The organism is Pseudomonas sp. Je.1.5.c, from assembly GCF_051129895.1.
GTDB lineage: Bacteria > Pseudomonadota > Gammaproteobacteria > Pseudomonadales > Pseudomonadaceae > Aquipseudomonas > Aquipseudomonas urmiensis.
This window is the reverse complement of sequence record NZ_JBCPSP010000009.1, coordinates 112,713-138,789: the sequence shown is the minus strand read 5'-3', so window position 1 is coordinate 138,789 and position 26,077 is coordinate 112,713. Positions and strand designations below refer to the sequence as shown.

Annotated in this window: 26 protein-coding genes; 13 read left to right on the top strand and 13 right to left on the bottom strand. The window is 63.0% G+C overall.

Translation table 11 applies throughout. The annotated features are described in order from the left end of the window. Position 1: 1 nt before the first annotated feature. Together AAZU54_RS10245 and AAZU54_RS10240 are read left to right on the top strand one after the other, a co-directional pair. Positions 2-1,306: a CitMHS family transporter gene (locus AAZU54_RS10245; protein WP_186557020.1), complete on the top strand. Its 1,305-nt coding sequence runs from the start codon at positions 2-4 to the stop codon at positions 1,304-1,306. A gap of 56 nt (positions 1,307-1,362) precedes the next feature. Next, a complete protein-coding gene (locus AAZU54_RS10240; RefSeq protein ID WP_312152120.1) occupies positions 1,363-2,616 on the top strand; it encodes an OprD family porin in 1,254 nt (417 codons plus the stop codon). Positions 2,617-2,764: 148 nt separating this feature from the next. On the opposite strand, the gene AAZU54_RS10235 is transcribed toward AAZU54_RS10240, so the two are convergent. Continuing rightward, a complete protein-coding gene (locus AAZU54_RS10235; protein WP_434727109.1) occupies positions 2,765-3,199 on the bottom strand; it encodes an anti-virulence regulator CigR family protein in 435 nt (144 codons plus the stop codon). A 313-nt stretch (positions 3,200-3,512) separates the two neighbouring features. Here AAZU54_RS10235 and AAZU54_RS10230 point away from each other — a divergent pair, with 313 nt between their 5' ends. Continuing rightward, positions 3,513-5,414: a potassium transporter Kup gene (locus AAZU54_RS10230; protein ID WP_434727108.1), complete on the top strand. Its 1,902-nt coding sequence runs from the start codon at positions 3,513-3,515 to the stop codon at positions 5,412-5,414. A gap of 28 nt (positions 5,415-5,442) precedes the next feature. Here AAZU54_RS10230 and AAZU54_RS10225 read toward each other — a convergent pair whose 3' ends face one another. The 4 genes from AAZU54_RS10225 to chrA all read right to left on the bottom strand — a co-directional run bounded on the left by AAZU54_RS10225 (position 5,443) and on the right by chrA (position 8,652). Next, positions 5,443-6,171 (bottom strand): anti-sigma factor, encoded by a 729-nt coding sequence (locus AAZU54_RS10225; RefSeq protein WP_434727107.1) that lies wholly within the window; start codon positions 6,169-6,171, stop codon positions 5,443-5,445. Beyond that, positions 6,168-6,710 (bottom strand): sigma-70 family RNA polymerase sigma factor, encoded by a 543-nt coding sequence (locus AAZU54_RS10220; protein WP_434727125.1) that lies wholly within the window; start codon positions 6,708-6,710, stop codon positions 6,168-6,170. The genes AAZU54_RS10225 and AAZU54_RS10220 overlap by 4 nt, the downstream gene beginning before the upstream one ends. A gap of 110 nt (positions 6,711-6,820) precedes the next feature. Continuing rightward, entirely contained in the window at positions 6,821-7,363 is a 543-nt protein-coding gene (locus AAZU54_RS10215; RefSeq protein WP_434727106.1) for a DUF3455 domain-containing protein, read from the bottom strand. Between the two features lie 86 nt (positions 7,364-7,449). Beyond that, the gene (gene chrA, locus AAZU54_RS10210; protein WP_434727105.1) at positions 7,450-8,652 is read right to left on the bottom strand and encodes a chromate efflux transporter; all 1,203 of its coding nucleotides are present in this window, start codon (positions 8,650-8,652) and stop codon (positions 7,450-7,452) included. Positions 8,653-8,892: 240 nt separating this feature from the next. On the opposite strand from chrA, the gene AAZU54_RS10205 reads away from it, so the two are divergent. The 4 genes from AAZU54_RS10205 to AAZU54_RS10190 all read left to right on the top strand — a co-directional run bounded on the left by AAZU54_RS10205 (position 8,893) and on the right by AAZU54_RS10190 (position 13,340). Further along, positions 8,893-9,321, top strand: coding sequence for a DUF2231 domain-containing protein (locus AAZU54_RS10205; RefSeq protein ID WP_186557033.1), 429 nt, complete (start codon positions 8,893-8,895; stop codon positions 9,319-9,321). Beyond that, entirely contained in the window at positions 9,318-10,610 is a 1,293-nt protein-coding gene (locus tag AAZU54_RS10200) for a PQQ-dependent sugar dehydrogenase (protein WP_434727104.1), read from the top strand. Before AAZU54_RS10205 ends, AAZU54_RS10200 begins: the two co-directional genes overlap by 4 nt. 247 nt (positions 10,611-10,857) lie before the next feature. Continuing rightward, positions 10,858-12,360, top strand: coding sequence for a glycine betaine/L-proline transporter ProP (gene proP, locus AAZU54_RS10195; protein ID WP_186557035.1), 1,503 nt, complete (start codon positions 10,858-10,860; stop codon positions 12,358-12,360). Between the two features lie 86 nt (positions 12,361-12,446). Beyond that, positions 12,447-13,340 carry a PA4780 family RIO1-like protein kinase gene (locus AAZU54_RS10190; protein ID WP_186557036.1) on the top strand — a complete coding sequence of 298 codons (894 nt, stop codon included), beginning with the start codon at positions 12,447-12,449 and terminating at the stop codon, positions 13,338-13,340. A gap of 202 nt (positions 13,341-13,542) precedes the next feature. Here the strand turns inward: AAZU54_RS10190 and AAZU54_RS10185 are convergent, their stop codons facing one another. Next, positions 13,543-14,193 carry an ankyrin repeat domain-containing protein gene (locus AAZU54_RS10185; protein WP_434727103.1) on the bottom strand — a complete coding sequence of 217 codons (651 nt, stop codon included), beginning with the start codon at positions 14,191-14,193 and terminating at the stop codon, positions 13,543-13,545. Positions 14,194-14,363: 170 nt separating this feature from the next. Between AAZU54_RS10185 and AAZU54_RS10180 the strand changes: the two genes are divergently transcribed. The 4 genes from AAZU54_RS10180 to AAZU54_RS10165 all read left to right on the top strand — a co-directional run bounded on the left by AAZU54_RS10180 (position 14,364) and on the right by AAZU54_RS10165 (position 17,618). Next, complete coding sequence (locus AAZU54_RS10180) at positions 14,364-15,245, top strand: LysR substrate-binding domain-containing protein (RefSeq protein WP_186557038.1); 882 nt, start codon at positions 14,364-14,366, stop codon at positions 15,243-15,245. A gap of 102 nt (positions 15,246-15,347) precedes the next feature. Continuing rightward, positions 15,348-16,235, top strand: a complete 888-nt coding sequence (locus tag AAZU54_RS10175) for a pirin family protein (protein ID WP_186557039.1) — start codon at positions 15,348-15,350, stop codon at positions 16,233-16,235. Between the two features lie 101 nt (positions 16,236-16,336). Beyond that, positions 16,337-17,176: a DNA-3-methyladenine glycosylase family protein gene (locus AAZU54_RS10170; protein WP_434727124.1), complete on the top strand. Its 840-nt coding sequence runs from the start codon at positions 16,337-16,339 to the stop codon at positions 17,174-17,176. Positions 17,177-17,351: 175 nt separating this feature from the next. Continuing rightward, positions 17,352-17,618, top strand: coding sequence for a DUF1652 domain-containing protein (locus tag AAZU54_RS10165; RefSeq protein ID WP_186557041.1), 267 nt, complete (start codon positions 17,352-17,354; stop codon positions 17,616-17,618). A gap of 19 nt (positions 17,619-17,637) precedes the next feature. Here AAZU54_RS10165 and AAZU54_RS10160 read toward each other — a convergent pair whose 3' ends face one another. The 6 genes from AAZU54_RS10160 to AAZU54_RS10135 all read right to left on the bottom strand — a co-directional run bounded on the left by AAZU54_RS10160 (position 17,638) and on the right by AAZU54_RS10135 (position 22,809). Beyond that, the gene (locus AAZU54_RS10160) at positions 17,638-18,252 is read right to left on the bottom strand and encodes a Yip1 family protein (RefSeq protein WP_434727102.1); all 615 of its coding nucleotides are present in this window, start codon (positions 18,250-18,252) and stop codon (positions 17,638-17,640) included. A 102-nt stretch (positions 18,253-18,354) separates the two neighbouring features. After that, positions 18,355-18,642, bottom strand: a complete 288-nt coding sequence (locus tag AAZU54_RS10155) for a hypothetical protein (RefSeq protein ID WP_264232541.1) — start codon at positions 18,640-18,642, stop codon at positions 18,355-18,357. Between the two features lie 126 nt (positions 18,643-18,768). Then, positions 18,769-19,371, bottom strand: a complete 603-nt coding sequence (locus tag AAZU54_RS10150) for an START domain-containing protein (RefSeq protein ID WP_434727101.1) — start codon at positions 19,369-19,371, stop codon at positions 18,769-18,771. Positions 19,372-19,477: 106 nt separating this feature from the next. After that, positions 19,478-20,314, bottom strand: coding sequence for a bifunctional allantoicase/(S)-ureidoglycine aminohydrolase (locus AAZU54_RS10145; RefSeq protein WP_186557047.1), 837 nt, complete (start codon positions 20,312-20,314; stop codon positions 19,478-19,480). A 133-nt stretch (positions 20,315-20,447) separates the two neighbouring features. Then, on the bottom strand, positions 20,448-21,812 hold the full coding sequence (locus AAZU54_RS10140; protein WP_405129510.1) for an LLM class flavin-dependent oxidoreductase: 1,365 nt from the start codon (positions 21,810-21,812) through the stop codon (positions 20,448-20,450). Positions 21,813-21,828: 16 nt separating this feature from the next. Next, positions 21,829-22,809, bottom strand: a complete 981-nt coding sequence (locus AAZU54_RS10135) for an aliphatic sulfonate ABC transporter substrate-binding protein (protein ID WP_186557051.1) — start codon at positions 22,807-22,809, stop codon at positions 21,829-21,831. Positions 22,810-23,084: 275 nt separating this feature from the next. Between AAZU54_RS10135 and AAZU54_RS10130 the strand changes: the two genes are divergently transcribed. Next, positions 23,085-23,990 (top strand): hypothetical protein, encoded by a 906-nt coding sequence (locus AAZU54_RS10130; RefSeq protein WP_434727100.1) that lies wholly within the window; start codon positions 23,085-23,087, stop codon positions 23,988-23,990. An 81-nt stretch (positions 23,991-24,071) separates the two neighbouring features. Here AAZU54_RS10130 and AAZU54_RS10125 read toward each other — a convergent pair whose 3' ends face one another. Beyond that, positions 24,072-24,746 (bottom strand): class I SAM-dependent methyltransferase, encoded by a 675-nt coding sequence (locus AAZU54_RS10125; protein WP_434727099.1) that lies wholly within the window; start codon positions 24,744-24,746, stop codon positions 24,072-24,074. A gap of 115 nt (positions 24,747-24,861) precedes the next feature. On the opposite strand from AAZU54_RS10125, the gene AAZU54_RS10120 reads away from it, so the two are divergent. Next, entirely contained in the window at positions 24,862-26,076 is a 1,215-nt protein-coding gene (locus AAZU54_RS10120) for a YeeE/YedE family protein (protein ID WP_434727098.1), read from the top strand. Position 26,077: the final 1 nt, after the last annotated feature.

Here is a 26,077-nt window from a genome sequence, read left to right as displayed (position 1 = left end):
CATGCTCGCACTCCTGGGCCTGATCATGGTGGTGACCTTCACCTACCTGATCATGAGTAAACGCCTTTCACCGATTGTTGCGCTCACCGTGGTGCCGATTGTCTTCGCCCTCATCGGTGGCTTTGCCCCTGAACTTGGCAAGATGATGCTCGATGGCTTGAAGATGGTGGCGCCCTCGGCAGCCCTGTTGCTGTTCGCCATTCTGTTCTTCGGCCTGATGATCGACGCCGGCCTGTTCGATCCACTGATCCGTAAGATTCTCAAACGCGTCAACGGCGACCCGATCAAGATCGCCATCGGCACTGCGTTGCTGTCGCTGCTGGTAGCGCTCGATGGCGACGGCACCACCACTTACATGATTACCTGCGCGGCAATGCTGCCGCTGTACAAGCGCATCGGCATGAACCCGATGATCCTGGCCACGGTGTCGATGCTGTCGTTGAGCATCATGAGTGGCATGAGCCCCTGGGGAGGGCCGGCCACTCGAGCCATTGCCGCGCTGGGGCTGGACGCGACCGAATACTTCATTCCAATGCTGCCGACAGTGATCGGTGGAGCTGTCTGGGTGGTGTTCACCGCCTACCTGCTGGGGCGCGCGGAGCGCCGGCGGATCGGCAACATTGCCTTGGAATCCGGTGGCGGCAACTGCTATATCAAGGAAATCCTCGGCGACAACCCGCATAAGCGTCCGCGCCTGGCGTATGTGAACCTGGCGCTGGTGATCGCCGTGATGACTGCCTTGGTGCTGGGTGTCATGCACTCCGCGCTGCTGTTCATGATCGGCTTCGTCGCGGCGCTGATGATCAACTACCCACAGCTGGACTTGCAGAAAGAGCGCATCCTGGCCCATTCGGGCAATGCCATGACCGTGGTCCTGCTGGTGTTTGCCGCGGGTATCTTCGCCGGGATCTTCTCCGGCACCAAGATGGTCGACGCCCTGGCGCAGACCCTGGTCGACTGGATTCCCGAAGCATGGAGCCACTGGTTCCCGCTGGTGGTTGCGCTGACCAGCATGCCGCTGACCTTCGTGCTGTCCAACGACGCCTACTACTTCGGCGTGGTACCGATCCTGGCCAACGCGGCGGCTGCCTATGGCATCGACCCGATAGAAATCGCTCGCGCCTCGGTGCTGGGTCAGCCGGTGCACCTGATGAGCCCGTTGGTGGCCTCGACCCTGCTCCTGGTGGGCATGGTCGACCGCGACATCGGTGACTTCCAGAAGGCCACCGTGAAATGGGCGGTGCTGACTTCGTTGGTCATTACCGCACTGGCCTTGCTCACGGGGGCCTTGTCCTTCTTCGTCTGATCTGCAGTGGGCGCGCCTGCGCCCAACTCTCCAAGAACAACAAAAGAGTACCGATCATGTCCCAAGCTGTTTTCCGTGGGGCCACTTGTGGCCTGCTCTGCGGTTGGTTGCCTGTGGCCGGCGCTGCCGGTTTTATCGACGACAGCAAGCTCAAAGTGCAGCTGCGCAACGTCTACTTCAACGAAAACTTTCGCGACGAACAAGGCATGAGCGCCCGCGCTGCGGCGAGCGCCAAGAGTGAGCGAGTGGAATGGGCGCAGGGTTTTCTGCTCGACTACCAATCAGGCTTCACTCAAGGCACATTGGGCCTTGGGCTCGATGCCATGGGTCTGCTCGGCGTGCGCCTCGATTCAGGCCGCGGGCGTAGTGGGACCGGCTTGCTGCCAGTTCATGACGACGGCCGGGCAGCAGACGAGTTCGCCAGTGCCGGGCTGACGGCCAAGGCGCGCCTGGGACAGACCGTGGTCAAGCATGGCACCCTGCTGCCCAAGACGCCGGTGCTGGTCTACAACGATGCGCGGCTTGTGCCGCAGACCTACCAGGGTACGCAACTGACCAGTACCGATGTCGATGGCCTGACCTTGACCGCCGGCTACCTGGATCGTTTCAAGCTGCGTGACTCAACCGATAGCACCGGTTTGTACCTCGATGGCTACGGTGGCAGCGAGTCTGGCGATTTCAGCTTCGCTGGCGCCGACTATGCCATCAGCAAGCAACTGCGTGTGAGCTACTTCCACGCTCAGCTAGAGCATTTCTACCGCCAGGACTATGCCGGCCTGGTCCACGACCTGTCGTTGGCCGGCGGGGTGTTCACCAGCGACTTGCGCTACTTCAAGAGTCGCGATAGCGGCGCCGCCCATGGCGGCAAGATCGACAATCACATGATCAGCGGCCAGGTATCGTATACCCACTCCGGGCACACACTCGGTGCCGGTTACCAAATGCTCGACGGTGACGCTGGGTTGCCTTACATCAGCGGTGCAACGGTCTACTCGTTCAGCAACGTCGGTATCGGCAAGTTCATCGAAGAACAAGAGAAGACCTGGATGGCCAGCTACGCCTACAACTTCGCCGCCGCCGGCATTCCGGGCCTGACCTTCATGACGCGGTATCTGAGCGGTGACAATGGCCGTTCAGGCGACGATGGACTGGCGGAATGGGAGCGTGACATCGAGTTGGCCTATGTGGTTCAGGCAGGTGTAGCGAAGGGGCTGGGGGTGAAACTGCGCAATTACGTCTATCGCTCGGACTTCTCCCGTGGTCGTGACAGCAACCGCATCTACCTGACTTACGAGATTGCCATCTGGTAGCGCCGAATCCGCAGCGGCTGCGGTTAGCTGGCTATGGCCGGAGCATCCGCTGCCGTTGCTAGCGGCCCTTGTTGTGGCATGCTTGTCGCCAGCTTTGCTGGCGCTGCTGTCTCAGAGAACAGTGCCCCATGCAGCTTCACTGCCTGGCTCAATCCAGCACATTGTGCAGCACTTCATAAATAACGCCGGTGGCGAGGGTGATCAGCAACAGGTCCTTGCCTGCCTGTTGCCATTCATAGCCCTCGTAATGAGGTAGGCGGCCCAGCAGGCGGCTGTCCAGTTTCTTGGCGATACCGGGCGGGAGTGGCTTGCCCCGAGCCAGGTTTTTCTGGATGCCCGGCGGCAAAGCCGCTCCCGGGCTCCAGTAGTCACGATTGTCGCCAAGAATGATCCTGACCCCTGCGACATCGATCGAAGGTCCGCCGTGCCGGTGGTTTGCGCCTGCCGGGTCCTGCTTGCCGTGCTGGCCACCCTTGTCGTGTCCCTTGCCTTTGCCATTGCCAGGGTCAGCAAGCGATAGCGCTGCTGTGCTGCTCAGCGTAACGGCAAGCACCGCACAGAGCAGCGAGTTGAGCGTGGGCATGACGGTATCTCCTTAAGGCTTGCACGTCAGCGTAGTCGCTGGCGCTGAAACAGCCAAAGCGCGGCCTAAGCTGCGACCGCTCGTTATGTTCAGGCCGCTTAGCAGTGGCTGCCGGGGCTGGTTTTTACGGTTTTTTTACGACGAGCACGGCTGCCGATCAGCATACTAGCGGCACTTTTTGCCCGCAGGCGGGCAGTGTCAACTTGACCTGTTTGAACCCAGGCTGCTGCGGCGGCCTGGCAAGCAGGTTGTGGGGAGCCGCTAATGCTCATGGACCGAATGTGTTGCCTCCCCCTGTGCAGAGAAGTGATTCGTGAGCCAAGCAGCGACCGCAGCAGATCAGTTCAACCACGGTAGAACCACAGGTATCGGCATGCTCGTCGCCGCAGTCGGCGTGGTCTATGGCGATATCGGCACCAGCCCGCTGTACACCCTAAAAGAAGTGTTTTCCGGCCACTATGGCGTGCAAGCCAGTCACGATGGCGTGCTGGGCATTCTGTCGCTGGTGCTCTGGTCATTGGTCTGGGTGGTCACGATCAAATACGTGTTGTTCATCCTGCGCGCCGACAACCAAGGCGAGGGCGGGATCATGGCCTTGACCGCGCTGGCGCGGCGGGCGGCGGCGCCGTTTCCCCGGCTGAGCAGGGTGCTGGTGCTGCTTGGCTTGTTTGGCGCAGCGCTGTTCTACGGCGACAGCATGATTACCCCGGCCATTTCGGTGCTGTCGGCTGTAGAGGGCCTGCAGCTGGCCTTCGACGGCATCGACCATTGGGTGGTACCGCTGGCCGTGATCGTGCTGGTTGGGCTGTTCTTGATCCAGAAACACGGCACGGCGCGCATCGGCATTCTGTTCGGGCCGGTGATGGTGCTGTGGTTCGTGGTCCTGGGTGCCTTGGGCATCCATGGCATCGTCCAGCGCCCGGAAGTGCTGCTGGCGCTCAACCCTGCCTGGGCGGTGCAGTTCTTCGTGGTTCATCCGGGCATGGGCGTGGCCATCCTCGGCGCAGTGGTGCTGGCGTTGACCGGGGCCGAAGCGCTGTATGCCGACATGGGCCATTTTGGCCGTAAACCGATCGCTCGGGCCTGGTTCCTGCTGGTACTGCCCGGGCTGGTGCTCAACTACTTCGGCCAAGGCGCGTTGATCCTCGACAACCCAGAGGCAGTGCGCAATCCGTTCTACCTGCTGGCGCCGAGCTGGGCGCTGCTGCCGATGGTCGCGCTGTCGACCCTGGCGACCATCATCGCCTCGCAGGCGGTGATATCCGGCGCCTTCTCGCTCACCCGCCAGGCGATTCAGCTGGGCTATGTGCCGCGCATGTTCATCCAACACACCTCCAGTCACGAACAGGGGCAGATCTATATCGGCACGGTGAACTGGGCGTTGATGGTCGGCGTGGTGCTGCTGGTGATCGGATTCGAGTCATCCAGTGCATTGGCGGCGGCCTACGGGGTGGCGGTGACGGGCACCATGTTGATCACCACGCTGCTGTCCGCGGCGGTGGTCTTGCTGTTGTGGAAAACCCCGCGCTGGCTGGCGATCCCCATGCTGCTCGGGTTCCTGCTGGTCGACAGCCTGTACTTTGCCGCCAATGCGCCGAAGATCGTGCAGGGCGGGGCGTTCCCGGTGATTGCCGGCTTAGCGCTGTTCGTGCTGATGACTACCTGGAAGCGCGGGCGCAAGATCATCTTCGAGCGGCTGGATGAAGCCGCGCTGGCGCTGCCGCTGTTCATCGCCAGCATCCAGGCGCAGCCACCGCATCGGGTGCAGGGCACTGCGGTGTTTCTCACCGCCAGGACCGATGCGGTACCGCATGCCTTGCTGCATAACCTGCTGCACAACCAGGTGCTGCATGAGCAGGTGGTGTTGCTCACGGTGGTCGCTGAAGACTCGCCGCGGGTCAGGCCCGAGCAGCGCTTGGAGGTCGAGGCCTATGGCGCCGGGTTCTTCCGCGTCACCCTGCATTTTGGCTTCATCGAAGAGCCTGATGTGCCGCTCGCCCTTAGCCTGTGCCAGCGTCAGGACCTGGACTTCAGCCCGATGCGCACCACCTATTTCCTCAGTCGCGAGACGGTTATCGCCACCAAGCGCATGGGCATGGCGCGCTGGCGCGAGCAGTTGTTCGCGTTCTTGCTGAAGAACGCCAACAGCAACCTCAAGTACTTCCAATTGCCGCTTAACCGGGTGATCGAGCTGGGCACTCAGGTGGAGATGTAGGCCCAGCGCCAGGCCAATGGAATAGGCATCAGATGACTTTCACCGCGCGCCCGATGAACTGGATTGGCCCTGTAGGTTTGCCCGTCGGCGAGCCCTGTACGCCCTCCAGGGTCAGCTCGAACAGCTGGTTCGCTTCAAGCGGCGGCAGCTTGTCCAACGGCAGCGAGAGGGTTTGCCCAGGCTTGACCAAACCCAGTGACACCGGCGCCTGCCAGTGGTCAGCCTTGGTCCAGAATTGCAGGGCTTTGTCTGCCGGAATGACCGTTTCGCCCAAGGGGATCAACTGTACCTGTTGGCGATCGCTGGCTTGCACCACCCAGCCAGGTGCCTGGCTGTGTGGCGCCACCAGCACCACCAGGTAAGTGGGGGTGGCTGGCGGTGGGTCGCCCAGCAGCAGGGCAAGGGCCATGAGCAGGCTGGCGAACAGCCCGGCTCCTGCCAAGCCACGCCACAAGGGCAGCAGGTTCCACCACGAGTCGGCCGGTTGGCGCGACGTTGACGGGGCGGGTGACCCAAGGCTGTCCAGGCTGCGTTCGATGCGCTGGCGCAGCTGTGGGCTGGGCTGTTGAGGTTCGGCAAGCGTTGTCAACTCCAGCAACCGCTGCTCCCAGGCATCCACCGCCGCGCGCAGGGCCGGGTCGTGTTGCAGGCGTGCTTGCACCGCGCGTTGTTGCTCGCCAGGCAATGTGCCCAGGACGTACTCGCCAGCCAGTTGCTGCAGATCATCAGGGCGCTCGTCGCCGTGGTGGGTGATCATCCCATGCACTCCCGCAATGCGCTCAAGCCACGCTTGATCCAGGCTTTGACGGTGCCCAGCGGCGCGCCGAGTTTCTGCGCGATCTCGGCGTGCGTGCAGCCATCGACGTAGGCATGCAGGATGCAGCTGCGCCGGGAGGGCTCTAGCTGGTCGAGGCAGTCGAAGATCTTCGCCGAGCGTGCTTGCAGGTCGAAGCCAGGCTGCTGTTCAGAGACGGCTGACACTGGCTCATCCTCCTCCTCGCCGGCAGGCACCAGGCGTGCGCCATCGCGAATGAAGTTCAACGCCAGATGGCGGGTGATGCTGTAGATCCAGCCGCGTGCCGAACCTCGGCTTGGATCGAAACTGCCAGCGCCGGTCCATATCCTGACAAAGGCATCGTGGACCACATCCTCGGCCGTGGCGCTGTCGCGCACGATGCGCCGGGCGACCCCAAGCAAGCGTGCGCTTTCCAGGTCATACAGTTCGCGCAGGGCCTGGCGCTGGCCCTGCGCGCAGGCTGCAAGACAGCCTTGGTAATCGAAGCCGGGTTCGGGCAATGACACGGTGAGTTCAGCCCTCGGCAGCAGGTCGATACCCCGGCCAGTGGGCTGGGGTTTGTCGAACAGCGTAGACGACTTTCACTGCGCTCACCGAGCCGTCTGGGCGGTTACTTGGCCGCCCAGAAAATGTAGTCGGCCTGGTACTTCACCACCTGTTGCTCACCTTTGTTGGCCGCGCTGCACGGCGTGCTCGGTGCCACGCCGCCTTGGGTGGCCAGGCGCTGGATGTAGCTGACGCCGAGCATCGCGCCCTGGCCCTCGGCCGGATTGGCCTTGACCAATTGATAGGGCAGGTCGGCCTTGCTCGCTGGCGCCACGGCCAGCTGCGTGCCGGTTACTTTCGAGCCATCCTTGGCCTGCCAGGTGGCGGGCGGGCCGAAGTAGCTGCCAACGGGTTTGCCGGCGCGGTCATTGAGCACGGCCTTGGGGCCGACGAAGAACCATTCGCTCTGGCCGGGGGCGTTGGCCTTGTCCCGGCATTGGTAGGTGATCTCGCCGACTCCGACGGTTTGCATGACCACTTTGTGCCCATCGGGGACTTTCACCGCGTCGGGCAGGCTGGTCTGGGCGTAGGCAGTGTGCAGGGTTAGCGACAGGCTGGCGATGGCCAGTGTGCGAGGGATGAGACTGAGGATGGGTTTGGCATTCATGACGGTTTCTCCGCAGGGGAACGGTTCGGCAGCGAAAGGCTGCTGAAGGGATTACCCGCCAGTGCGTGTTTTGGATGCAGCCGATTTCAAAAAAAGCTCAACAACCAACCGGCCGCGCCACCTGCGATCACCACCAGCCAGGGAGGAAGTTTGCCCAGCATCAGCGCAACCAGGGCCAACAGTGCCAGGGCCAGGTCTTGTGGCGCATGCTGCGCGGTGGCCGTTATCGGTCGCACCAGGGCGGCCAGCAACAGCCCGACCACGGCGGCATTTATGCCCATCAACGCCGCTTGTGCACGCGTGTTACGGCGCAGACGCTCCCACAGCGGCAGCACACCCACAACCAGCAGAAACGAAGGCAGGAAAATCGCCAACAGACAGATCAGCCCGCCCGCCCAGCCGCTAGGCGCGCCGTTCATCGAAGCGCCCAGAAACGCCGCGAAGGTGAAGAGCGGCCCCGGTACCGCTTGCACGAGTCCGTAGCCTGCCAGGAAGGTGTCGCGGCTGACCCAGCCACTGGCTACCACTTCAGCCTCCAGCAACGGCAGTACCACATGGCCGCCGCCAAAGACCATCGAGCCTACCCGGTAGAACGCATCAAACTGCGCCAGGGCCTGATTGGCAGACAGTTTGGCGAGGATCGGCAAACCGATCAGCAGGGCGCAAAACAGCGACAGCCACAGCAACGCAGCGCGGCGGCGGATCGTGATCGGCAGTGGCTCATGGGGTGTGCCTTGGCTTGGCTTGAACAGCAGAATACCGCTGCCAGCAGCGAGGGCGATGACGGTGATCTGGCCGCCCGCTGACGGCAGCAGTAGCGCCGCGCAGGTCGCCACTGCCATGAAGATGATGCGCGGGATGTCCGGGCACAATGCGCGCGCCATGCCCCACACTGCTTGCGCGATTACAGCAATTGCCACCATCTGCAGACCTTGCAGCACGCCTGGGGCAATCGCGTGTGCATACCGGGCCAGGCTCAGGGCGACCAGCACCAGGGCAAGCGCCGAAGGCAAAGTGAAACCGACCCACGCTGCCAGCGCGCCACGGTAGCCGGCGCGCGACAAGCCCAGGGCGATACCCACTTGGCTACTGGCCGGGCCCGGCAGGAACTGGCACAGCGCAACCAGGTCGGCATAGCTGCGCTCGCTCAGCCAGTGCCGGCGTATGACGAACTCATCGCGAAAGTACCCCAGGTGGGCAATCGGCCCACCGAACGAGGTCAGGCCCAAGCGCAGAAAGATCAGCAAGACCGCCCATGGGCGAGTGTTGGTCTCTGGGGTATCGGACATGTTCAGGCTCGATGGTGGCGGCTCGATCACCTTTATCACATTGCCTGTCATCGCGCCCCGGGATTCTCTGAGAGCAGTTCGAGGTGGCGCAACGGCAAGTCTTTCGAAACGTTTCAATTCGCGCACATGCGCTGAACTAACGCTTTGCCAGGGGGATCTTCTTCTATGCTCAGTGATCGCGCGTCTTGTGCAGCTGCGCTGAGCAGGACTTCAAGGATTGTCGAATGAAAAGGAGCCGCCGTGACTGTTACCACTCAACCTGTCTATCGCTGCACGCCAGGTCCGCTGCACGCGACCTTGCTGGCCGGTACTGTGCCGCTGTTTCTCGGCGGTTTGCTCAGTGACATCGCCTACTACCAGAGCTACCAGATCCAGTGGAGCAATTTCGCCGCCTGGCTAATCGCTGGCGGCTTGCTGTTCTGCGGGCTGGCGTTGCTGTTCGGGTTGCTCAATCTGATCCGTGCCGAGCATAAAGGCGGGCGTGCGCTGGTGTATTTCCTGGTGCTGCTGGCCACCTGGCTGCTGGGCCTGGTCAATGCCTTCGAGCATGCCAAGGACGCCTGGGCGGTAATGCCCTCGGGCCTGGTGCTGTCGGTGATCGTCAGCGCGCTGGCCTGTATCGCGACCTGGATCGGCCTGACCAACTTGCGATCGGGAGGTGCGCAATGAACCCTAGATACCCACTGACTGCCTTGAGCATGGCGCTGCTGCTCAGCGCCTGTGGCGGCGAAGGCGATGCCCAGCAAACCTACGGCGCCGACCCCAAGTTGCCCGATCCTCAGCGCGGCTTGCTGCCGAGCATGAAAATCGCCCAGCCAACCGCCTGGGGTGAGCAAAAACCGACCGTGCCAAAGGGCTACAGTATCAGCGCCATCGCGACTGACCTGCGGATTCCGCGCCAGACCCTGGTGCTGCCCAACGGCGATATTCTGGTGGCCGAGGGGCGCGGCGGCAGCGCCGCCAAACTCAAGCCCAAGGACGTTATCGCCAGTTCGATCAAGGCCAAGGGCAATACCCAGGTCAAGGGCGGCAACCGCCTGACCTTACTGCGCGACGCCGACGGCGACGGCAACTATGAGCTCAAGACCGTGTTTGCCGAAAACCTCAACGCGCCCTACGGCCTGGCCTTTGCCGAGGGCAAGCTCTATGTGGCCAACCAGGATGCGCTGGTGCGTTTCGACTACAGCGAAGGCCAGACCCAGGCCAGCGGCCCCCCCAGCAAGGTCACCGACCTGCCGGCCGAGATCAATCACCACTGGACCAAAGCCCTGACCATCAGCCCTGATGGTCGCTACCTGTATGTCGGTATCGGTTCCAACAGCAACATCACCGAGCGTGGCATGGAAGCCGAGATCGACCGGGCGATGGTCTGGCAGATCGACGCCCAGACCGGCGCCCACCGGCCTTATGCGACTGGGCTGCGCAACCCGACCGCGCTGACCATCCAGCCCGGCACCGGGCAGTTGTGGACGGTGGTCAACGAGCGCGACGAGCTGGGCCCTGATCTGGTGCCCGACTACCTGACCTCGGTCAAGGAGGGCGGTTTCTACGGTTGGCCCTATAGCTATTGGGGCCAGAACGTCGACCCGCGCGCGCAGCCGCAAAACCCGGACAAGGTCGCCGCAGCGATAAAACCGGACTACAGCCTTGGCTCGCACGTGGCGGCGCTGGGGGTCGACTTCTCGCTGCCAGCGATGGGCGAGGCGTTCGCTGATGGCGTCTTCGTCGGCGAGCACGGCAGTTGGAACCGGCCCAATCCTGTGGGCTACAAGGTGATCTTCGTGCCGTTCAGCAATGGCCGGCCGGCAGGTGAGCCGGTGGACTTCGCCACCGGCTTCAGGGGTGAAGACGGCAAGACCCGCGGCCGGCCGGTCGGGGTCACGGTCGATCCGCGCGGGGCGTTGATCATTGCCGATGACCTGGCCAATACGGTGTGGCGAGTGAAGCGCAATCAGTAGAGGCGCTGCCAAACCGCACCGGCTTCATCGCGGGACAAGCCCGCTCCCACAGGAAGTGAGTCGCCCCAGCAATTGGCCCGAGCATCAAACGTGGAGCGGGCTTGCCCTGCGATGACGCCTTTGAGTTCATTGAAAAAAGCAGTTAGTGGTGAATTATTTCGTATCCCTTTGTATCTGATGCCTTAGAGCCTGGCCACCAAAACGATGGCAGCCAGGCACAGGACAAGTCAGATACAGAGTGACGGATATGAAATCACGCAAGAAAAGCGTCAAGCCGATTGGCTTGAAAGACATCACCATCGTCGACGACGCCAAGATGCGCAAGGCGATCACCGCCGCTGCCTTAGGCAATGCCATGGAATGGTTCGACTTCGGCGTCTATGGCTTTGTCGCCTATGTGCTGGGCAAGGTGTTTTTCCCAGGCGCCGACCCGGGCGTACAGATGATCGCAGCCCTTGGCACCTTTTCCGTACCGTTCTTGATTCGCCCGTTGGGCGGGCTGTTCTTCGGCGCGCTGGGTGATCGCTACGGGCGCCAGAAAGTCCTCGCCGCCACCATCGTGATCATGTCCCTGAGCACCTTCGCCATTGGCCTGATCCCGTCCTATGCCTCGATCGGCATCTGGGCGCCGATCCTGTTGCTGCTGTGCAAGATGGCCCAGGGCTTTTCGGTTGGCGGCGAATACACCGGGGCGTCGATTTTCGTCGCTGAATACGCCCCGGATCGCAAGCGCGGCTTCCTTGGCAGCTGGCTGGACTTCGGCTCGATCGCAGGCTTTGTGTTTGGTGCAGGGCTGGTGGTGTTCATCTCCGCCATCGTCGGCGAGGAGAAGTTCCTTGAGTGGGGCTGGCGCCTGCCGTTCCTGCTGGCGTTGCCGCTGGGCATCATCGGCCTGTACCTGCGTCACGCCCTGGAAGAAACCCCGGCGTTCCAGCAACACGTCGACAAACTCGAACAGGGCGACCGCGAAGGGCTGGCCTCCGGCCCCAAGGTGTCGTTCAAGGAAGTCGCTACCCAGCACTGGCGCAGCCTGTTGACCTGCATTGGCGTGGTGATCGCGACCAACGTCACCTACTACATGCTGCTCACCTACATGCCCAGCTACCTGTCGCACAACCTGCACTACAGCGAAAGCCGCGGGGTACTGATCATCATCGCGATCATGGTCGGCATGCTGTTCGTGCAACCGGTGATCGGCTTGCTCAGCGATAAATTCGGCCGCAGGCCTTTCATCATCTGCGGTAGCGTCGGCTTGTTCATCCTGGCCATCCCGGCGTTCATGATGATCAACAGTGGCGTGCTCGGCGTGATCTTCGCCGGCTTGCTGGTGCTGGCGATCCTGCTCAACTTCTTTATCGGCGTGATGGCCTCGACCCTGCCGGCGATGTTCCCCACCCATATTCGCTACAGCGCGCTGGCCAGTGCCTTCAACATTTCCGTGCTGATCGCAGGCCTCACGCCGACCATTGCCGCCTGGCTGGTGGAAAGCACCAATGACCTGTACATGCCAGCCTACTACCTGATGGTGATTGCCCTGGTCGGCCTGGTAACCGGTGTGACCATGAAGGAAACCGCCAACCAGCCCTTGCGCGGCGCTGCTCCAGCGGCATCCGATATCGAGGAGGCGCGCGAGCTTTTGCAGGAACATCACGACAATATCGAGCAGAAAATCGAAGACATCGATCAGCAAATCGCCGAGCTGGAGGCCAAACGCAAGCATTTGGTACAACAACATCCGCGTATCGAATAGCGGCGGAGCGAGCAAGTCGGTTCAGGCTGTGAGAGGATGGCCGGCAAACCCAGTGTCTGGCAGAACAGGACCCCGAATTAAACCTGATGAAGACTCCAAAACGGATTGAACCGCTGATCGAAGACGGGCTGGTCGACGAAGTACTACGGCCGCTGATGAGTGGTAAGGAAGCAGCGGTCTATGTAGTGCGCTGCGGCACCCAGGTGCGCTGCGCCAAGGTCTACAAGGAAGCCAACAAACGCAGTTTCCGCCAGGCCGCCGAGTACCAGGAAGGGCGCAAGGTGCGCAACAGCCGTCAGGCCCGGGCCATGGCCAAGGGGTCCAAGTACGGCCGTAAAGAAGCCGAAGACGCCTGGCAGAACGCCGAGGTGGCGGCCTTGTTCCGTCTGGCTCATGCCGGCGTGCGGGTGCCCAAGCCGTTCGATTTCCAGGACGGCGTATTGCTGATGGAACTGGTGGTGGACGAGGACGGCAACGCCGCGCCGCGCCTGAACGACGTGCACCTGGAGCCTGAGCAGGCGCGCGAGTACCACGCTTTCGTGATTCGCCAGATCGTGCTGATGCTCTGCGCAGGCTTGGTGCATGGTGATCTTTCCGAGTTCAACGTGCTGCTTGGCCCGGACGGTCCGGTGATCATCGATTTGCCCCAGGCGGTGGATGCTGCGGCCAACAACCATGCCTTCAGCATGCTTGAGCGCGATGTGGCGAACATGAGCGGCTATTTCGGCCGTTTTGCCCCGGAGCTCAAGGCCACCCGTTATGCGCGGGAAATGTGGTCGCTGTTCGAGGCTGGTGAGTTGCTGGCCGATACGCCGTTGACCGGGCAGTTCAAGGACGACGACCACGATGCCGATGTCGGTGGCGTGCTGCGCGAGATCGAAGCGGCGCGGCTCGATGATGCCCGCCGTCGGGCTGCCCGAGAGGAGGCTGAGCATGGGCCGGTCAAGGCCGAGGAACCGCCACCGCCCTGGATGCAATAACGTCAGTGCCGACCTCTTCGCGGGCAAGCCCGCTCCCACAGGTTCTTGTGCTGGTCTGTAGGGGGGGTGACCTGTCTGGGGAATACTCGGCGGGGGTCAGGTCTGGCCTCTTCGTGGGTCGCCGGCACACGGGTAAGCGTCGCTCACCAAGGCAACAGGGTGAGCGGGTTTACCCGCGAAGGGCCGTAGCGCAGCGCCCGTTCTATTTGTTGAGCAATTGAACCATCTCCTGATAACCGCGCTGGCGCGCATGCTCCAGGGCGCTAACGCCGTCCTTGTCAGCGATCGTCGGATCAGCGCCGGCTTGTAGCAGCCGCCGCACGATCTCCACATGGCGCGGCCCGCCATCGCCGAGGATTACCGCCTCCAGCAGGGCGGTCCAGTGCAGGCGATTGAGGTGATTCACATCCACCCCGGCATCGATCAGCATCTGCACGGTTTCAACATGGCCGCGCTCAGCCGCAGGGATCAAGGCGGTACCGCCATAGCGGTTGGTGCTTTTGAGGTCGGCGCCATGTTCGAGGGTCAGGCGCAGGATGTCGTTGAGCCCACGCGCCCCGGCGTACAGGTAGGGGCTGTCGTGGATATTGTCTTTGGCATTCACATCGGCGCCGGCCGCGATCAGTGCCTGCGCCGCTTGCAGTTGATTGGCCTGGGTCGCGACCAGCAGCGCAGTGCGGCCCTGCGCGTCCCTGGCCTCCAACGGCGCACCCTGATCCAGCAGGCGCTGCACGGTTAGCCCATCGCCCCGGTGGGCAGCGTCGATCAAAGAGTCGGTCATCGTAGTCTCGGCATAAGCGGTTAAGTTGCAGCAGCTAAGCAGCATCAGCAGTGCAGCGCAGGGTATACGCATGCGGCGGCTCCTGTTCAATGAATGTCCATCCTAGAAAAACCGCGTGAGGGGTTGAAGTGATTTATCTGGATGGCATGCAGTGCCGTTGTGAATAGGGCGCTGATAGCGCTGGTCGGCAGCCGGTGGGCGTGTTAGAACTCACGCTTGTCATTTACAAGTTGAATAGCGCGATGTCTGTTAGCGTGAAATCGAATAGAGCCCTGTTCGACCTCGACCTGCTGCGGGCCATTGTCGTGGTGGCCGATTGCGGCAGCTTCACCACGGCAGCGGCAAGGCTGCACTCGACCCAGTCGACCATCAGCCAAAAAGTACGCCGGTTGGAAGAGATGGTCGGCCATCGTCTGCTGGTACGCGGCAACCGTGACGTACTGCCCACCGACGCCGGTCAGACCCTGCTTGGCTACGCCCGGCACATGCTGGCGTTGAACGATCAGATGCTCGAGGCCCTGGCCGGCGCCATGGTCGGTATGACTGTGCGCCTGGGGGTTCCGGAAGACTTCGTCGGCGGCCGCACGACCAACGCCTTGTCGGCCTTCAGCCGCCAGCATCCGCAGGTCAAGCTGGAAGTCACCAGCGGGCTGTGTCGCGACCTCAGCCAGGCCTACGACAATGGTGAACTCGACCTGGTGCTGCTCAAGCAGCGACGCAACAGTCGTGAAGGCGTGGCGTGCTGGCCGGAGCGTTTGCAGTGGATCGACAGTGCGCGCCTGCCTGCCTTCGATCTGGATCCCATACCGTTGGTGACCTTCCCACCCCGTGGCCTGTACCGCGACGATATGATCAGCGCCATTGAGGGCATCGGCCGGCGCTGGCGCATCAGCTTTACCAGCTCCAGCCTCAGCGGCATTCAGGCGGCGGTGGCCGATGGCATGGGCGTCAGCCTGCTACCGCCGCGCGCGGCCACTGCTGAACATCGGGTACTCGGCGCGGTGCAGGGGTTGCCCGAGGTCGACAGCTACGAGATCGTCATCGTGCACCGGCCCACGGCGGACGTGATGGTCAAGGCCCTGGCCGAGGTGCTTACGGAGTTACTGGCAATGCAGGCGATCTGAGGTTGATGTTCCATAGATGGGACGATGAGTGCTGTTTTGGCCATCTACCGCGCCATTGGCACTATAGGTAAGGTTATACCCAGCCGAGAGAGGAGACATCTCATGAAAAAGATTCTGGGTATCCACCAAAACCCCAATGCCCACTGGGTAGGCGACGGTTTCCCGGTGCGCAGCCTGTTCACCTACGACCACCTGGCCAGCAAGATCAGCCCGTTCCTGCTGCTCGACTACGCCGGGCCCCATGACTTCACCCCGACCAACGCCCGTCGCGGGGTTGGCCAGCACCCGCATCGGGGCTTCGAGACGGTGACCATCGTCTATCAAGGCGAATTGGAGCACCGCGACTCCACCGGCGCCGGTGGCCTGATCGGGCCGGGCGATGTGCAGTGGATGACCGCCGCCAACGGCATCATCCATGAAGAGTTCCATTCTCCGGCCTTTGCTCGCAGCGGCGGCGCCCTGGAAATGGTGCAGTTGTGGGTCAACCTGCCAGCCAAGGACAAACGTGCTGCGGCGGGCTACCAGACCCTGCTGTCGACGGATATCCCGGTGGTCGCGCTGGCCAACGATGGCGGTACTTTGCGTGTGATTGCCGGTCATTACCAAGGCCATGCAGGCCCGGCGCGGACCTTTACCGCGATGGACGTCTGGGACATGCAGCTCAAGGCAGGTGCCGAACTGCAATTGCCCGTGGCAGAGGGCCGTAACGCCGCATTGGTAGTGCTGCGCGGCAGTGTCCGGGTCAATGACGAGCGCGATGCAGGCCCTGCCAGCCTGGTGTTGCTGGATCGCTCGGGTGAACAGGTGCACGTGCAAGCGCTGAACGACGCCGTAGTGCTGCTGCTCAGCGGCGAGCCGATCGATGAGCCAATTGTCGGATACGGCCCGTTCGTGATGAACAGCCAGGCAGAAATCGCCGAGTCATTCGATGATTTCCATGCAGGGCGTTTCGGCCTGATGGCCGATGCAGGGGAGGGGGCGCCGCATTGATCACCCGCTTGTCCCGCTTGCAGGCCGTGCGCCGTAGTGTACGGCCCGAGGGCGGGGCTTGCCTGTGGCTGCGTTACCGCGCCCCTTACGACTGGCCGGCAATGTTGGCCTTCTTGGCTGCGCGCTGCATTCCCGGGATCGAGCGCTGCCAAGGTGAGGTGTACCGGCGCAGCTTCGAGTGGTGCGGGCGCCAGGGAATAGTGCAGGTGTCGCCCGCGAACGGCGCGCAGCTGCGGGTGGAATTGTCTGGGGTTGCCCCTGGCGCTGTAGCTGCGCTGGTCGCGCGCCTGCGCCGGGTGTTCGATCTGGACGCAGAGCCTGCGCGCATCCAGGCCGAACTGGGGCGCGATGCGCTGATGGCCCAGTTGTTGGCCCGCCGCCCTGGCCTGCGCGTCGCGCAGGGTTGGGACGGCTTCGAGCAAGCCATGCGCACGGTACTGGGTCAGCAAGTCACGGTCGCCGCCGCCATGACCCTGGCCGGTCGCCTGGTACAGCGCCATGGTCAACCGCTGGCGTTGGCGGCAGCCGGGCTGAGCCATGTCTTCCCTCGTGCAAGCGCAATCGCTGGCCTGACGCTGGAGGGCCTGGGCATGCCGCGTGCTCGCGCAGTCACACTGACCACCTTGGCCAACGCCTTGTTGGCCAGCCCTGATCTACTCGATCCTGGCCAGGCGTCACATACCGCGCTTGAGCGCCTGCTCAAGCTCAAAGGGATCGGCCCATGGAGCGCGCAGTACCTTGCGCTGCGCCAACTGGGTGACGCCGATGCGTTACCGCTGGGTGATGTGGCGTTGATCAAGGCGCTGCAGGTGTTGGAAGGCGTGGAGGCAGATTTGGCCCACCGCGCTCAAGCCTGGCGACCGTGGCGAGCCTATGCGGCGCAGCATTTGTGGACTTCATTGAGTGATCTGCGACCGCCCGTCGCGTCACAGGCGCAGTAGAACGAACGGTCGCCGCCGGGTGGAGATCTTCCACTAAGGTGCTAGAGGATTGCTTGCGCTGGGATTGTTCTGGCAAATGGACGGCCGCTTGAACATGCGCACTATCAATTGGCGTCTCGCCCGCTGACGGCGTAAACAAACATAACAGGCCATCCGATGAAGAGAGGGTCGTACCATGTCGTTGATTGGTGTTTCGATGCTGGAAATGCGTCAGATCATTGAGCAAGCCTGCCTGCCAGACCGTTGTGAAGTCAGTTGCCCCGATGGCGCCCACCTGACCATTCGGCTCGGTGACGGGCAGAGTCTTGAGGATTGCGTGACCCTCACCGATGTGCCGGTCGCAAACCTCAATAGTTGTCGTGATCTGGTAGGGCTAGTGGCACAGCTTCGCGCTGAGCAGCGCCTGGCCCATCATGTCACAGCGGCCAGGGCCATCGCCTGAGCGCTGTCGGTTGCCCCGGTCAGCCAAGGTTGGCCGGGCGCACATATTCAGGCATCAAGGTGTTGAACCAGAACAGGATCATCGACACCAGGATGGTCACCATCAGCAATAGGCCCACTCCCCACACGCAGGTGGCGAACAGCATGGCCTGCTCCTTGCGCAAGCGCAGAAACGTCTGCAACCCCCCATACAGCAATACGGTGGCGTAGGCCGATGCCGCTGCCAGCGCCGCAACAGCCAGCCAGCGCATGGGGACCAAGCCCACCACTCCCGCAACAAACCATGGCGTGGCGCAATACGCAGCAAAGCCGATGCACTGATTGAGCGTTGGTTGGGCATCGAAGCCGCGTGACATCCAGCGGATCATCACGCCCATGATCATCACGCCGACCACCGTGGTGGCATAAAGCAAACCGCTTAGTTGAGCGGCACTGGCCACGCTCAAGTGCACCCGCTCTTCACCGGCCAGGCTCCAGCCGAACTGAGTGGTGCCGACGAACAGGCATAACGCGGGGATCAGCGCCATCGCCAACAGGCGAGGCAGGTATTGCTGCGGATGGGCTTCCTCGGCATGGCGGATATCCAGCCAGGCGTCAGCGGGGTGAATGAAGAGCTTGAGCAACGGACTGTTCATGGCGATCTCCTCAAGGCTTTCGCGCTAGGACAAGCGGATCCTCTTTCAATGGAGAAACGCGGTGGGGGCTGGGTTCAGCTTAATTGCCTGCCACTGATCGCCTTATTGCAGTTCGAGCAGCAGGTTCAACCCGCCATCGCCACAACGGCCATGATCGCGCACCACGCCACGGTAGCTGCGACCATCCCAGGTGAATGCCACGCTGTGGGCGCGATCGAGCTTGGCGGGTAACGGTGGCGACACATGCAAGCGCAACGCTGGGCAGCCTTGCAGGTTGATGGCGGCCAACTGCACGTGGCATTCGACCCGCTGGGCCACCGGGCCGAACAGGGTGTCGCGGACAAAGTCCAGCTCAAGGCATGCACTGGAAGCGCGATAGGTACTCTTCATAGCGCTTCGAGAGATAGAAAAGTCATAAAGAGGCTCCTGGCGAAAGATGACGAGCATCATTGTTTTGAAGCCAGGCCGGTAAAGTCGTTCCAAACATTTCACCAACGGTCATCCGATCGTTCGCGCTCAGGGTTGGCGCTCGGCGACGGCCCGCAGGGTGCGCAAGGTCACCATTGGCGCATCGACCACGAACCGATTGGCCAGCCAGCCCGGCACATCGCCGGCGGGGTCGGCCTGCAACTGATAGGTGACCTCGGTCTCGCGCTCGCCCAGTGGACGCATGATCCATTCACCCTGCAGCCGGCGCACGCGGATCAAGCCTTGCACCGGGGGCAGCTTGCTCGGCTCTGCGCTCAGATGGCGCACCAGCGTGCCGTCGTCCAGGCGCTCGCTGCGCACCTTGAGGACGATGTCGCGGGGTTGCGCTGGCCAGGGCAGGTCGGTCGTGAGGTAGACCCAGGTGCTGTCGCCGTCGACTTGCAACAGGCGCATCTGGGCGCAGGCATACAACCATTTGCAGGCTACCCGCAGGTTTTCCTGCAGATCTACCAGCGTACGCACGCTGGCCTTGATTCGGGTGACGCCGCGAAACTGTTGATAGGCGGAACTGGGCACGGCGCTCAGGTAGACATCGATGCCGTCTTGTTGGTGCGCCAGGCGCCAATCATCGGCATGAACGTTGAGCGGGAGCAGGAATAACAAAGCGACCAGCAGGCGGGGGCGGGGCATGGTCGTGGGCCGCTGTTGAGGGTATCGATTTCTAGTATGGCCAAAAACTTCGAAGGGGTGGCAGATATTGGGGCCGCAGCGCAGCCCCAATATTCTCAGCCTGAACTCAACGCTTTGGGTTGAGGGTCAGGTGCACGTGACGGTTAACGTCCTTGTACAGCAGGTAGCTGAACGGACCTGGACCGCCGGAGTAGCACGCTTGCGGGCAGAAGGCGCGCAGCCACATGAAGTCACCGGCTTCAACCTCGACCCAGTCCTGGTTCAGGCGATACACCGCCTTGCCTTCCAGTACGTACAGGCCGTGTTCCATGACGTGGGTCTCAGCGAACGGAATCACACCGCCTGGCTGGAAGGTCACGATGTTGACGTGCATGTCGTGGCGCATGTCGGCCATGTCGACGAAGCGGGTGGTTTTCCACGCGCCTTCGGTGCCCGGCATCTCGATCACCTGGGCCTTGTCGCGGTGGGTGACGAAGGATTCTGGCAGGTCCAGGCCTTCGACCTTCTGGTAGTGCTTGCGCAGCCAGTGGAAGGTGACGTTGGCCTTGCTGTGGTTGCGCAGGCTCCACTCGGCGCCCGGGGCGATGAACGCATAGCCGCCTGGGGCCAGGGTGTGGGGCTTGCCTTCCAGGGTGATGTCGATCTCACCCTCGACCACGAACAGTACCGCTTCGGCGTTCGGGTCCAGCTCTGGGCGCTCGCTGCCGCCTTCTGGCGCGACTTCGACGATGTACTGCGAGAAGGTCTCGGCAAAACCGGTCAGCGGACGGGCGATGACCCACATGCGCATCTTGTCCCAGAACGGCAGGTGGCTGGTGACGATGTCACGCATCACGCCCTTGGGGATGACGGCATAGGCTTCGGTGAACATGGCACGGTCAGTCAGCAGCTCGGTTTGAGCGGGGTGCCCACCGTGAGGGGCGAAGTAGGAGTGATTCGACATGGACAGTCTCGACTTGTTGTTCTCTCCCCGTGCCGGAAACCGCACCGGCCGGTGCGCCGCAGGGGATGCACGGACAGGATAGGGTCCGTGCACTGCCATCCACAAATTAAATGTTGAAATACCCGGTATTTGATTACTGAATGCTGACTTGGCGCCCCGCATGCTGCTCCGGCAGCCGGTCGCCCTGGCCGAACAGCTTGTGGCGCAAGCTGCCGTCCTGATAGGCAAGAGGATAGCGGCCACGGCGCTGCAGCTCGGGCACCAGCAGCTCGACCACGTTGTGCAGATCGTCCGGTTGCACCGCGTAGGTCAGGTTGAAGCCGTCGATGCCGGTCTCATCCAGCCACACCTCGAGTTGATCGGCCACTTCGCTGGCACTGCCCACCAACACCGGGCCGCGTCCGCCCAGGCCAATGAACTCAGCAGCCTCGCGCACCGTCCAGCGGCGGTTCGGGTCGGCTGCGGTGAAGGCGGCCAGGGCCGCCCGGCCGGCGTCATTTTCGACGTACTCGATCAGTGCATCCGGGTCGAGCCCGGCGAAGTCGATGCCGGTCCAGCCAGACAGCAGGGCCAGCGCGGCGTCGAGGTCGACATAGCGCCGGTACTCGGCAAAACGTGCCTGGGCCTGTTCGCGGCTGTGGCCGACGATCAGCAGCGCTTGGGCGTAGATCAGTACCTCGTCGCGACCACGGCCAGCCGCGGCGCTGGCGTGGCGCACGCCGTCGGCATAGCGGCGCAGCACCGTCGGCGACGGGCCGCTGATGAACACGCACTCGGCATGCTGCGCGGCAAACGCCTGACCGCGTGCCGAGGCGCCGGCCTGGAACAGCACCGGGGTGCGCTGGGGTGAGGGCTGGCACAGGTGCATGCCGGGGACCTGGAAGTGCTGGCCATGATGGCCGATTGGGTGTACGCGGGACGGATCGATGTAGCGCCCGCTGTCCCGCTCAAGCAGTACCGCGTCGTCGTCCCAGCTTTTCTCCCACAGTTTGTACAGCACTTGCAGGTACTCATCGGCCAGGTCGTAACGCTGGTCGTGGCCCAGCTGGCGGTCCAACCCCAGGTTGCGCGCGGCGCTGTCCAGGTAGCCGGTGACGATGTTCCAACCGACCCGGCCGTTGCTCAGATGATCGAGGGTCGACATGCGCCGGGCGAAGGGGTAGGGGTGTTCGTAGGTCAGCGAGAATGTCACGCCAAAGCCCAGGTGCTCGGTGACCCCGGCCATGGCCGGGACCAGCAGCAGCGGATCATTCACCGGCACCTGCACGCCACCGCGCAGGGCCGCCTCTGGACCGCCCTGATAGACGTCGTAGATACCCAGTACGTCAGCGATGAACAGCGCATCGAACAGGCCGCGCTCCAGCAGGCGAGCAAGGTCGGTCCAGTAGTCCAGGCGATTGAACTGCACGCTGGTATTGCGTGGGTGGCGCCACAAGCCTGGCGACTGGTGGCTGGCGGCGTTCATGCTGAAGGCGTTGAAACGGATCGGGCGTGACATCCAGGTCTCCTTGGCGTCAGGGCAGCACGGCGGTTGGATAGACCGCGTCAGCCACGCTGAGCTTGTGCGGGATCAGGCCCAGGCCCTGGAAGGTGTCGGCCAGCTTTTGCTGCTCGGCGACGATCTGCGGGGTGATCGCTACCGCGTTGTAGTTGCGCCGTTCGCTGGCCACTTCCAGCACGTTGGCGCTGATGCCCAGTTGCGGTGCCAGCAGGCTAGCCACCTCGGCAGGCTTGGCATTGGCCCACTGGCTGACTTTGGCCAGCTCGCTGAAGAAGGTCTTGAGCAGCTCGCGGTGTTGGTCAGCAAAAGCTGCTGTGGAGAGATAGAAGGTGCGGTTGTTGCTCAGGCCACTGCCATCACGCAGGTTCTTCAGGCCCGGTTGCTGCTCGGCGGCGGCCAGGAACGGATCCCACAGGGTCGAGGCTTGTACGCTGCCCGACTGCAGGGCGGCGACGGCGTCGGCGGCATTGTTGACGTAGGCTGGGGTGATGTCCTGGTAACTCAGGCCGGCTTGCTGCAGGGCCACGGCCAGCAGGTATTGGGCGTTCCAGCCACGACCGGTGGCGACGCGCTTACCTTTGAGGTCTTGCACGCTGGCGATGTGGTCCTGCTCGCGCACCACCAAGCCGATGCCGCGCGGGTAGGGTTGTTCGGCGGCCAGGTAGACCACCGGCTTGCCTGCGGCCTGGGCGAACACCGAGGGTGCATCGGCCGCGTGGCCAAGGTCGATGGCGCCGGTACTCAGTGCTTCGAGCAGTTGCGGGCCGGCGGCAAATTCATGCCAGCTGACCTTGACGCCTTGCGGCGCGAGGGCCTTTTCCAGGGCACCGCTGCCCTTGAGGATATTGATGCTGTTGAATTTCTGGTAGCCGATGCGCAGGGTCTTGGCGTCGTCGGCAACCGCACTGGACCAGGGCAGCAGGGCGCTGGCAACGCTGGCCAGCAGGCCGCCGAGCAACAGGCGGCGCAGGGGGGAGAAGGCACGGGTAGGCACGGGATGGGCTCCTGATCAGGCGCTGGAAAGATGACCTGAGAGTAAGGAGCAGGCTTGAGGCTTTCAATTTCTTAATTCCATTTGGTTAGAATGTTTTGTTATTTTTATATCCTTTTGTGGTATGGCCAGGAGTGGTCTGGCCAGGCCAATGCGTGAACGCCACATGGGCCGCGCTCGCTTTTCACAACGCTGGAGAACGCAAGCCGGCAACGCTCCCACGACATTTTTTTCACATCCCCTTGCTAGCATCGCCTGCTCTCAGAGGAGTCGACTGGATGTTGCAGGTGTTGCGCAAGCGCGGTGTACGAATCACCTCGGGTGCCACGGCTGCGGTCGTGGTCAGCGCGCTGGGCTTTTTCGCCTGGCAGGGTTTCTACCCGGTGCAAGCGACCACGGGCTGGCAGGTCAGCGTGCTGCACACCTCGGTCGCCAAGGCCGCCTCACTGCTACCGCAAGCCGATGGCAGCCTGCTGGTCAGTCGCGAGCTCGACGATGGGCGCGGTAGCATCCTCAAGATCACCGCCCAGGGTGACCGGGTGGTGGTGGTCGACGGCCTGTCCAAGCCCGATGGCATGGTGGCCGTCGAAGGCGGCTGGGTATTCAGCCAGGAAGGTGGCAAGGCGCCGGTCAGCCTGCAGCGTGACGGCAAGATCACCCCGTTGTTCGAAGGCGAGAGCGTGCAGGGCTTGTGGAACGATGGCGATTACCTCTACGCCATCGAGGACCGTCGCGGCAATGGCCGGCTGATGCGCTACGACTGGCACAGCGGCCAGCTCGATGTCCTGCGCTCAGGCCTGACCGAGACCGAGGGTCTGACCCGTTGCCATGATGGTCGGCTGCTCTACACCCAGAAGGGCGAGGGCAAGGTTCGCGCACTCAGTGATGACGGCAACGACCCGGTCGTGGTGCAAGGCCTGCGCAATCCGACCTTTCTCATGTGCGACCAGCGCGGCCTGTGGATCAGCGAAGACTCCACCCACCGCGCCCGCTTGCTGCTGATCGATGCCCAAGGCCAGCGCCAGACCATGCTGTCGTTCCTCAAGGCGCCGCAGGCGATCGTCGCCGACGGCAAGGGCGGTTATCTGCTGGCCGAAGGCGGGCGTAATCGCGTCTTGCACCTGATGCCGCCCGCTGAGCAGAAGGTTGCCAAGGTCAGCCCCAAGCAGCTGACAGACGACTGACAAATGGACCAGTTACGGATTAGTGCAGCCAATGGCGTTATCGTGTCAGAACCGGCCTCTTCGACTACGTGGCAATGACCGCTATTCAGCCAGCCGCCCAGCCACCATCAGCAGCGACTGTGGCACGGCGCTCTGTGGATGCTGCGGCTCGTCCAGACTGACCAGCCTCAACCCCGCCATTTCCAAAGCCCGCAACCAACTCGATAACGTGCGAAAGTACCAGGCCATCGGCTGCCACTGCCCTTGGAATCCGGCAAATGACTCTTCCCGCCAGCCGTCCTGGTAATTGCCATTTGCGACCGCCCAAGGATGCAAGGTCTGGATCACTAGCACCCCGCCAGGCCTGAGCAGACTGCTGACGGCTGTCAGCAGGGGAATGATGTCCTGCTGCAGCAGGGCAAAGTTGGCGCAGATCAAGTCGTACGCTGTGCCGACATCCACCTGGGCCTCGGCCAACTGCTCGTAACTGCCCAGGTGCACGTGCGTCGAGCCCGCCGCCCTAGCGGCCTGCACCAGCGTTGCATCACCATCCACGCCAATGGCGGCAATGCCGCGCTCAGCCAGGGCGCGCAACAACCAGCCTTCGCCGCAGCCCAAGTCCAGCACCCGCTCAGGTTGCTGGCCAAGCACGGCGAGCAGGATCGCCTGGTCGGTGACCTGGCGGCGGCTTTCGATCGCACCGCTGCGAATGGCCTCGATCCAGGCTTGGGCATTATGCTGCCAGCTTTGCAGCAGCGCGTCGTCGGCTGAGGGCATCTGCAGCTCCGCAGTTGAGGGGTAACGGCAAGCATAGGCGTTTGCCTGGCGGCGAGCACTGGCAGGCGCACGGCGGTATACTCGCGCCCCGTTTCACTGTTATCCGAGTATGCCGATGGGTCTTTCTGCAACTGCCTCACCTGTACCGCGCCGCCTGGGCGCCCCCTTGGTCGCCCTGACCTTGCTAGTGGCCGGTGCCTGGTTCGTCAATCTCAACGCCGGCTTCAAGCAGGTGTTGCTGCTGATCGTTGGCGCTGCGCTGGGGTTGACGCTCTATCACGCCGCTTTTGGTTTCACCTCAGCCTGGCGGGTGTTCATCAACGAACGTCGTGGGGCAGGCCTGCGCGCGCAGATGATCATGCTGGCTTTGGCCGTGCTGCTGTTCTTCCCGGCGCTGTCGGCTGGCAGCCTGTTCGGCAGTCCGGTCACGGGCCTGGTCGCCCCGGCAGGCGTGTCGGTGGTGTTCGGTGCGTTCATCTTCGGCATTGGCATGCAGCTTGGCGGTGGTTGTGCCTCCGGGACGCTGTTCACGGTCGGCGGCGGTAACGCGCGGATGCTGGTGACGCTGCTGTTCTTCATCATCGGCTCGGTCACTGCAACCCATCATGCCGACTGGTGGTTTGCCTTGCCGTCATTCCCGGCGACCTCGATTGTCCAGGCCTGGGGCGTGACCCCGGCGCTGCTGGCGAGCCTGGCAGTATTTGCCCTGATTGCCTGGGTCACTGTGCTGCTGGAAAAACGCCGCCATGGCCAGCTTGAAGCGCCAGTTGCCAGTGCGCATCAGGGCCTGGGGCGCTTTGTGCGCGGGCCTTGGCCTTTGCTCTGGGGCGCTGTCGCCCTGGCGCTGCTGAACTACGCCACCTTGGCCCTGGCGGGTCGTCCATGGGGTATCACTTCGGCCTTCGCACTGTGGGGCGCCAAGACCCTCAGCGGCCTGGGTGTGGATGTCGGCAACTGGGTGTTCTGGCAGGCGCCGGCCAATGCCAAGGCGCTGGCAGCGCCCTTGTGGCAGGACATCACTACGGTGATGGATATCGGCATCGTGCTCGGCGCGCTGCTGGCGGCGGGTCTGGCCGGTCGTTTTGCGCCAAGCTTGAAGATCCCGCTGCCTTCGCTGATTGCGGCGGTGATCGGCGGCCTGCTGCTGGGCTATGGTTCGCGCCTGGCCTACGGCTGCAACATTGGCGCCTATTTCAGTGGTATCGCCTCGGGCAGCGTACATGGCTGGTTGTGGTTGGTTGCGGCGTACACGGGCAACTTGATCGGCGTGCGCCTGCGGCCGAGGTTCTTTGCTGGCGAACGCCGCGCCCCCGCCTTGAGCGGCTGCTAAG

Coding starts and splice junctions, on each gene's coding strand:
- AAZU54_RS10150 (WP_434727101.1), bottom strand. CDS start 19,371: ATGCCCCGCCCCCGCCTGCTGGTCGCTTTGTTATTCCTGCTCCCGCTC.
- AAZU54_RS10125 (WP_434727099.1), bottom strand. CDS start 24,746: ATGCCCTCAGCCGACGACGCGCTGCTGCAAAGCTGGCAGCATAATGCC.
- AAZU54_RS10165 (WP_186557041.1), top strand. CDS start 17,352: ATGTCGTTGATTGGTGTTTCGATGCTGGAAATGCGTCAGATCATTGAG.
- AAZU54_RS10235 (WP_434727109.1), bottom strand. CDS start 3,199: ATGCCCACGCTCAACTCGCTGCTCTGTGCGGTGCTTGCCGTTACGCTG.
- AAZU54_RS10185 (WP_434727103.1), bottom strand. CDS start 14,193: ATGCGTATACCCTGCGCTGCACTGCTGATGCTGCTTAGCTGCTGCAAC.
- AAZU54_RS10225 (WP_434727107.1), bottom strand. CDS start 6,171: ATGATCACCCACCACGGCGACGAGCGCCCTGATGATCTGCAGCAACTG.
- AAZU54_RS10215 (WP_434727106.1), bottom strand. CDS start 7,363: ATGAATGCCAAACCCATCCTCAGTCTCATCCCTCGCACACTGGCCATC.
- AAZU54_RS10140 (WP_405129510.1), bottom strand. CDS start 21,812: ATGTCACGCCCGATCCGTTTCAACGCCTTCAGCATGAACGCCGCCAGC.
- AAZU54_RS10155 (WP_264232541.1), bottom strand. CDS start 18,642: ATGAAGAGTACCTATCGCGCTTCCAGTGCATGCCTTGAGCTGGACTTT.
- AAZU54_RS10190 (WP_186557036.1), top strand. CDS start 12,447: ATGAAGACTCCAAAACGGATTGAACCGCTGATCGAAGACGGGCTGGTC.
- AAZU54_RS10245 (WP_186557020.1), top strand. CDS start 2: ATGCTCGCACTCCTGGGCCTGATCATGGTGGTGACCTTCACCTACCTG.
- AAZU54_RS10160 (WP_434727102.1), bottom strand. CDS start 18,252: ATGAACAGTCCGTTGCTCAAGCTCTTCATTCACCCCGCTGACGCCTGG.
- AAZU54_RS10130 (WP_434727100.1), top strand. CDS start 23,085: ATGTTGCAGGTGTTGCGCAAGCGCGGTGTACGAATCACCTCGGGTGCC.
- AAZU54_RS10145 (WP_186557047.1), bottom strand. CDS start 20,314: ATGTCGAATCACTCCTACTTCGCCCCTCACGGTGGGCACCCCGCTCAA.
- AAZU54_RS10180 (WP_186557038.1), top strand. CDS start 14,364: ATGTCTGTTAGCGTGAAATCGAATAGAGCCCTGTTCGACCTCGACCTG.
- AAZU54_RS10120 (WP_434727098.1), top strand. CDS start 24,862: ATGGGTCTTTCTGCAACTGCCTCACCTGTACCGCGCCGCCTGGGCGCC.
- AAZU54_RS10175 (WP_186557039.1), top strand. CDS start 15,348: ATGAAAAAGATTCTGGGTATCCACCAAAACCCCAATGCCCACTGGGTA.
- AAZU54_RS10170 (WP_434727124.1), top strand. CDS start 16,337: ATGTTGGCCTTCTTGGCTGCGCGCTGCATTCCCGGGATCGAGCGCTGC.
- chrA (WP_434727105.1), bottom strand. CDS start 8,652: ATGTCCGATACCCCAGAGACCAACACTCGCCCATGGGCGGTCTTGCTG.
- AAZU54_RS10200 (WP_434727104.1), top strand. CDS start 9,318: ATGAACCCTAGATACCCACTGACTGCCTTGAGCATGGCGCTGCTGCTC.
- proP (WP_186557035.1), top strand. CDS start 10,858: ATGAAATCACGCAAGAAAAGCGTCAAGCCGATTGGCTTGAAAGACATC.
- AAZU54_RS10240 (WP_312152120.1), top strand. CDS start 1,363: ATGTCCCAAGCTGTTTTCCGTGGGGCCACTTGTGGCCTGCTCTGCGGT.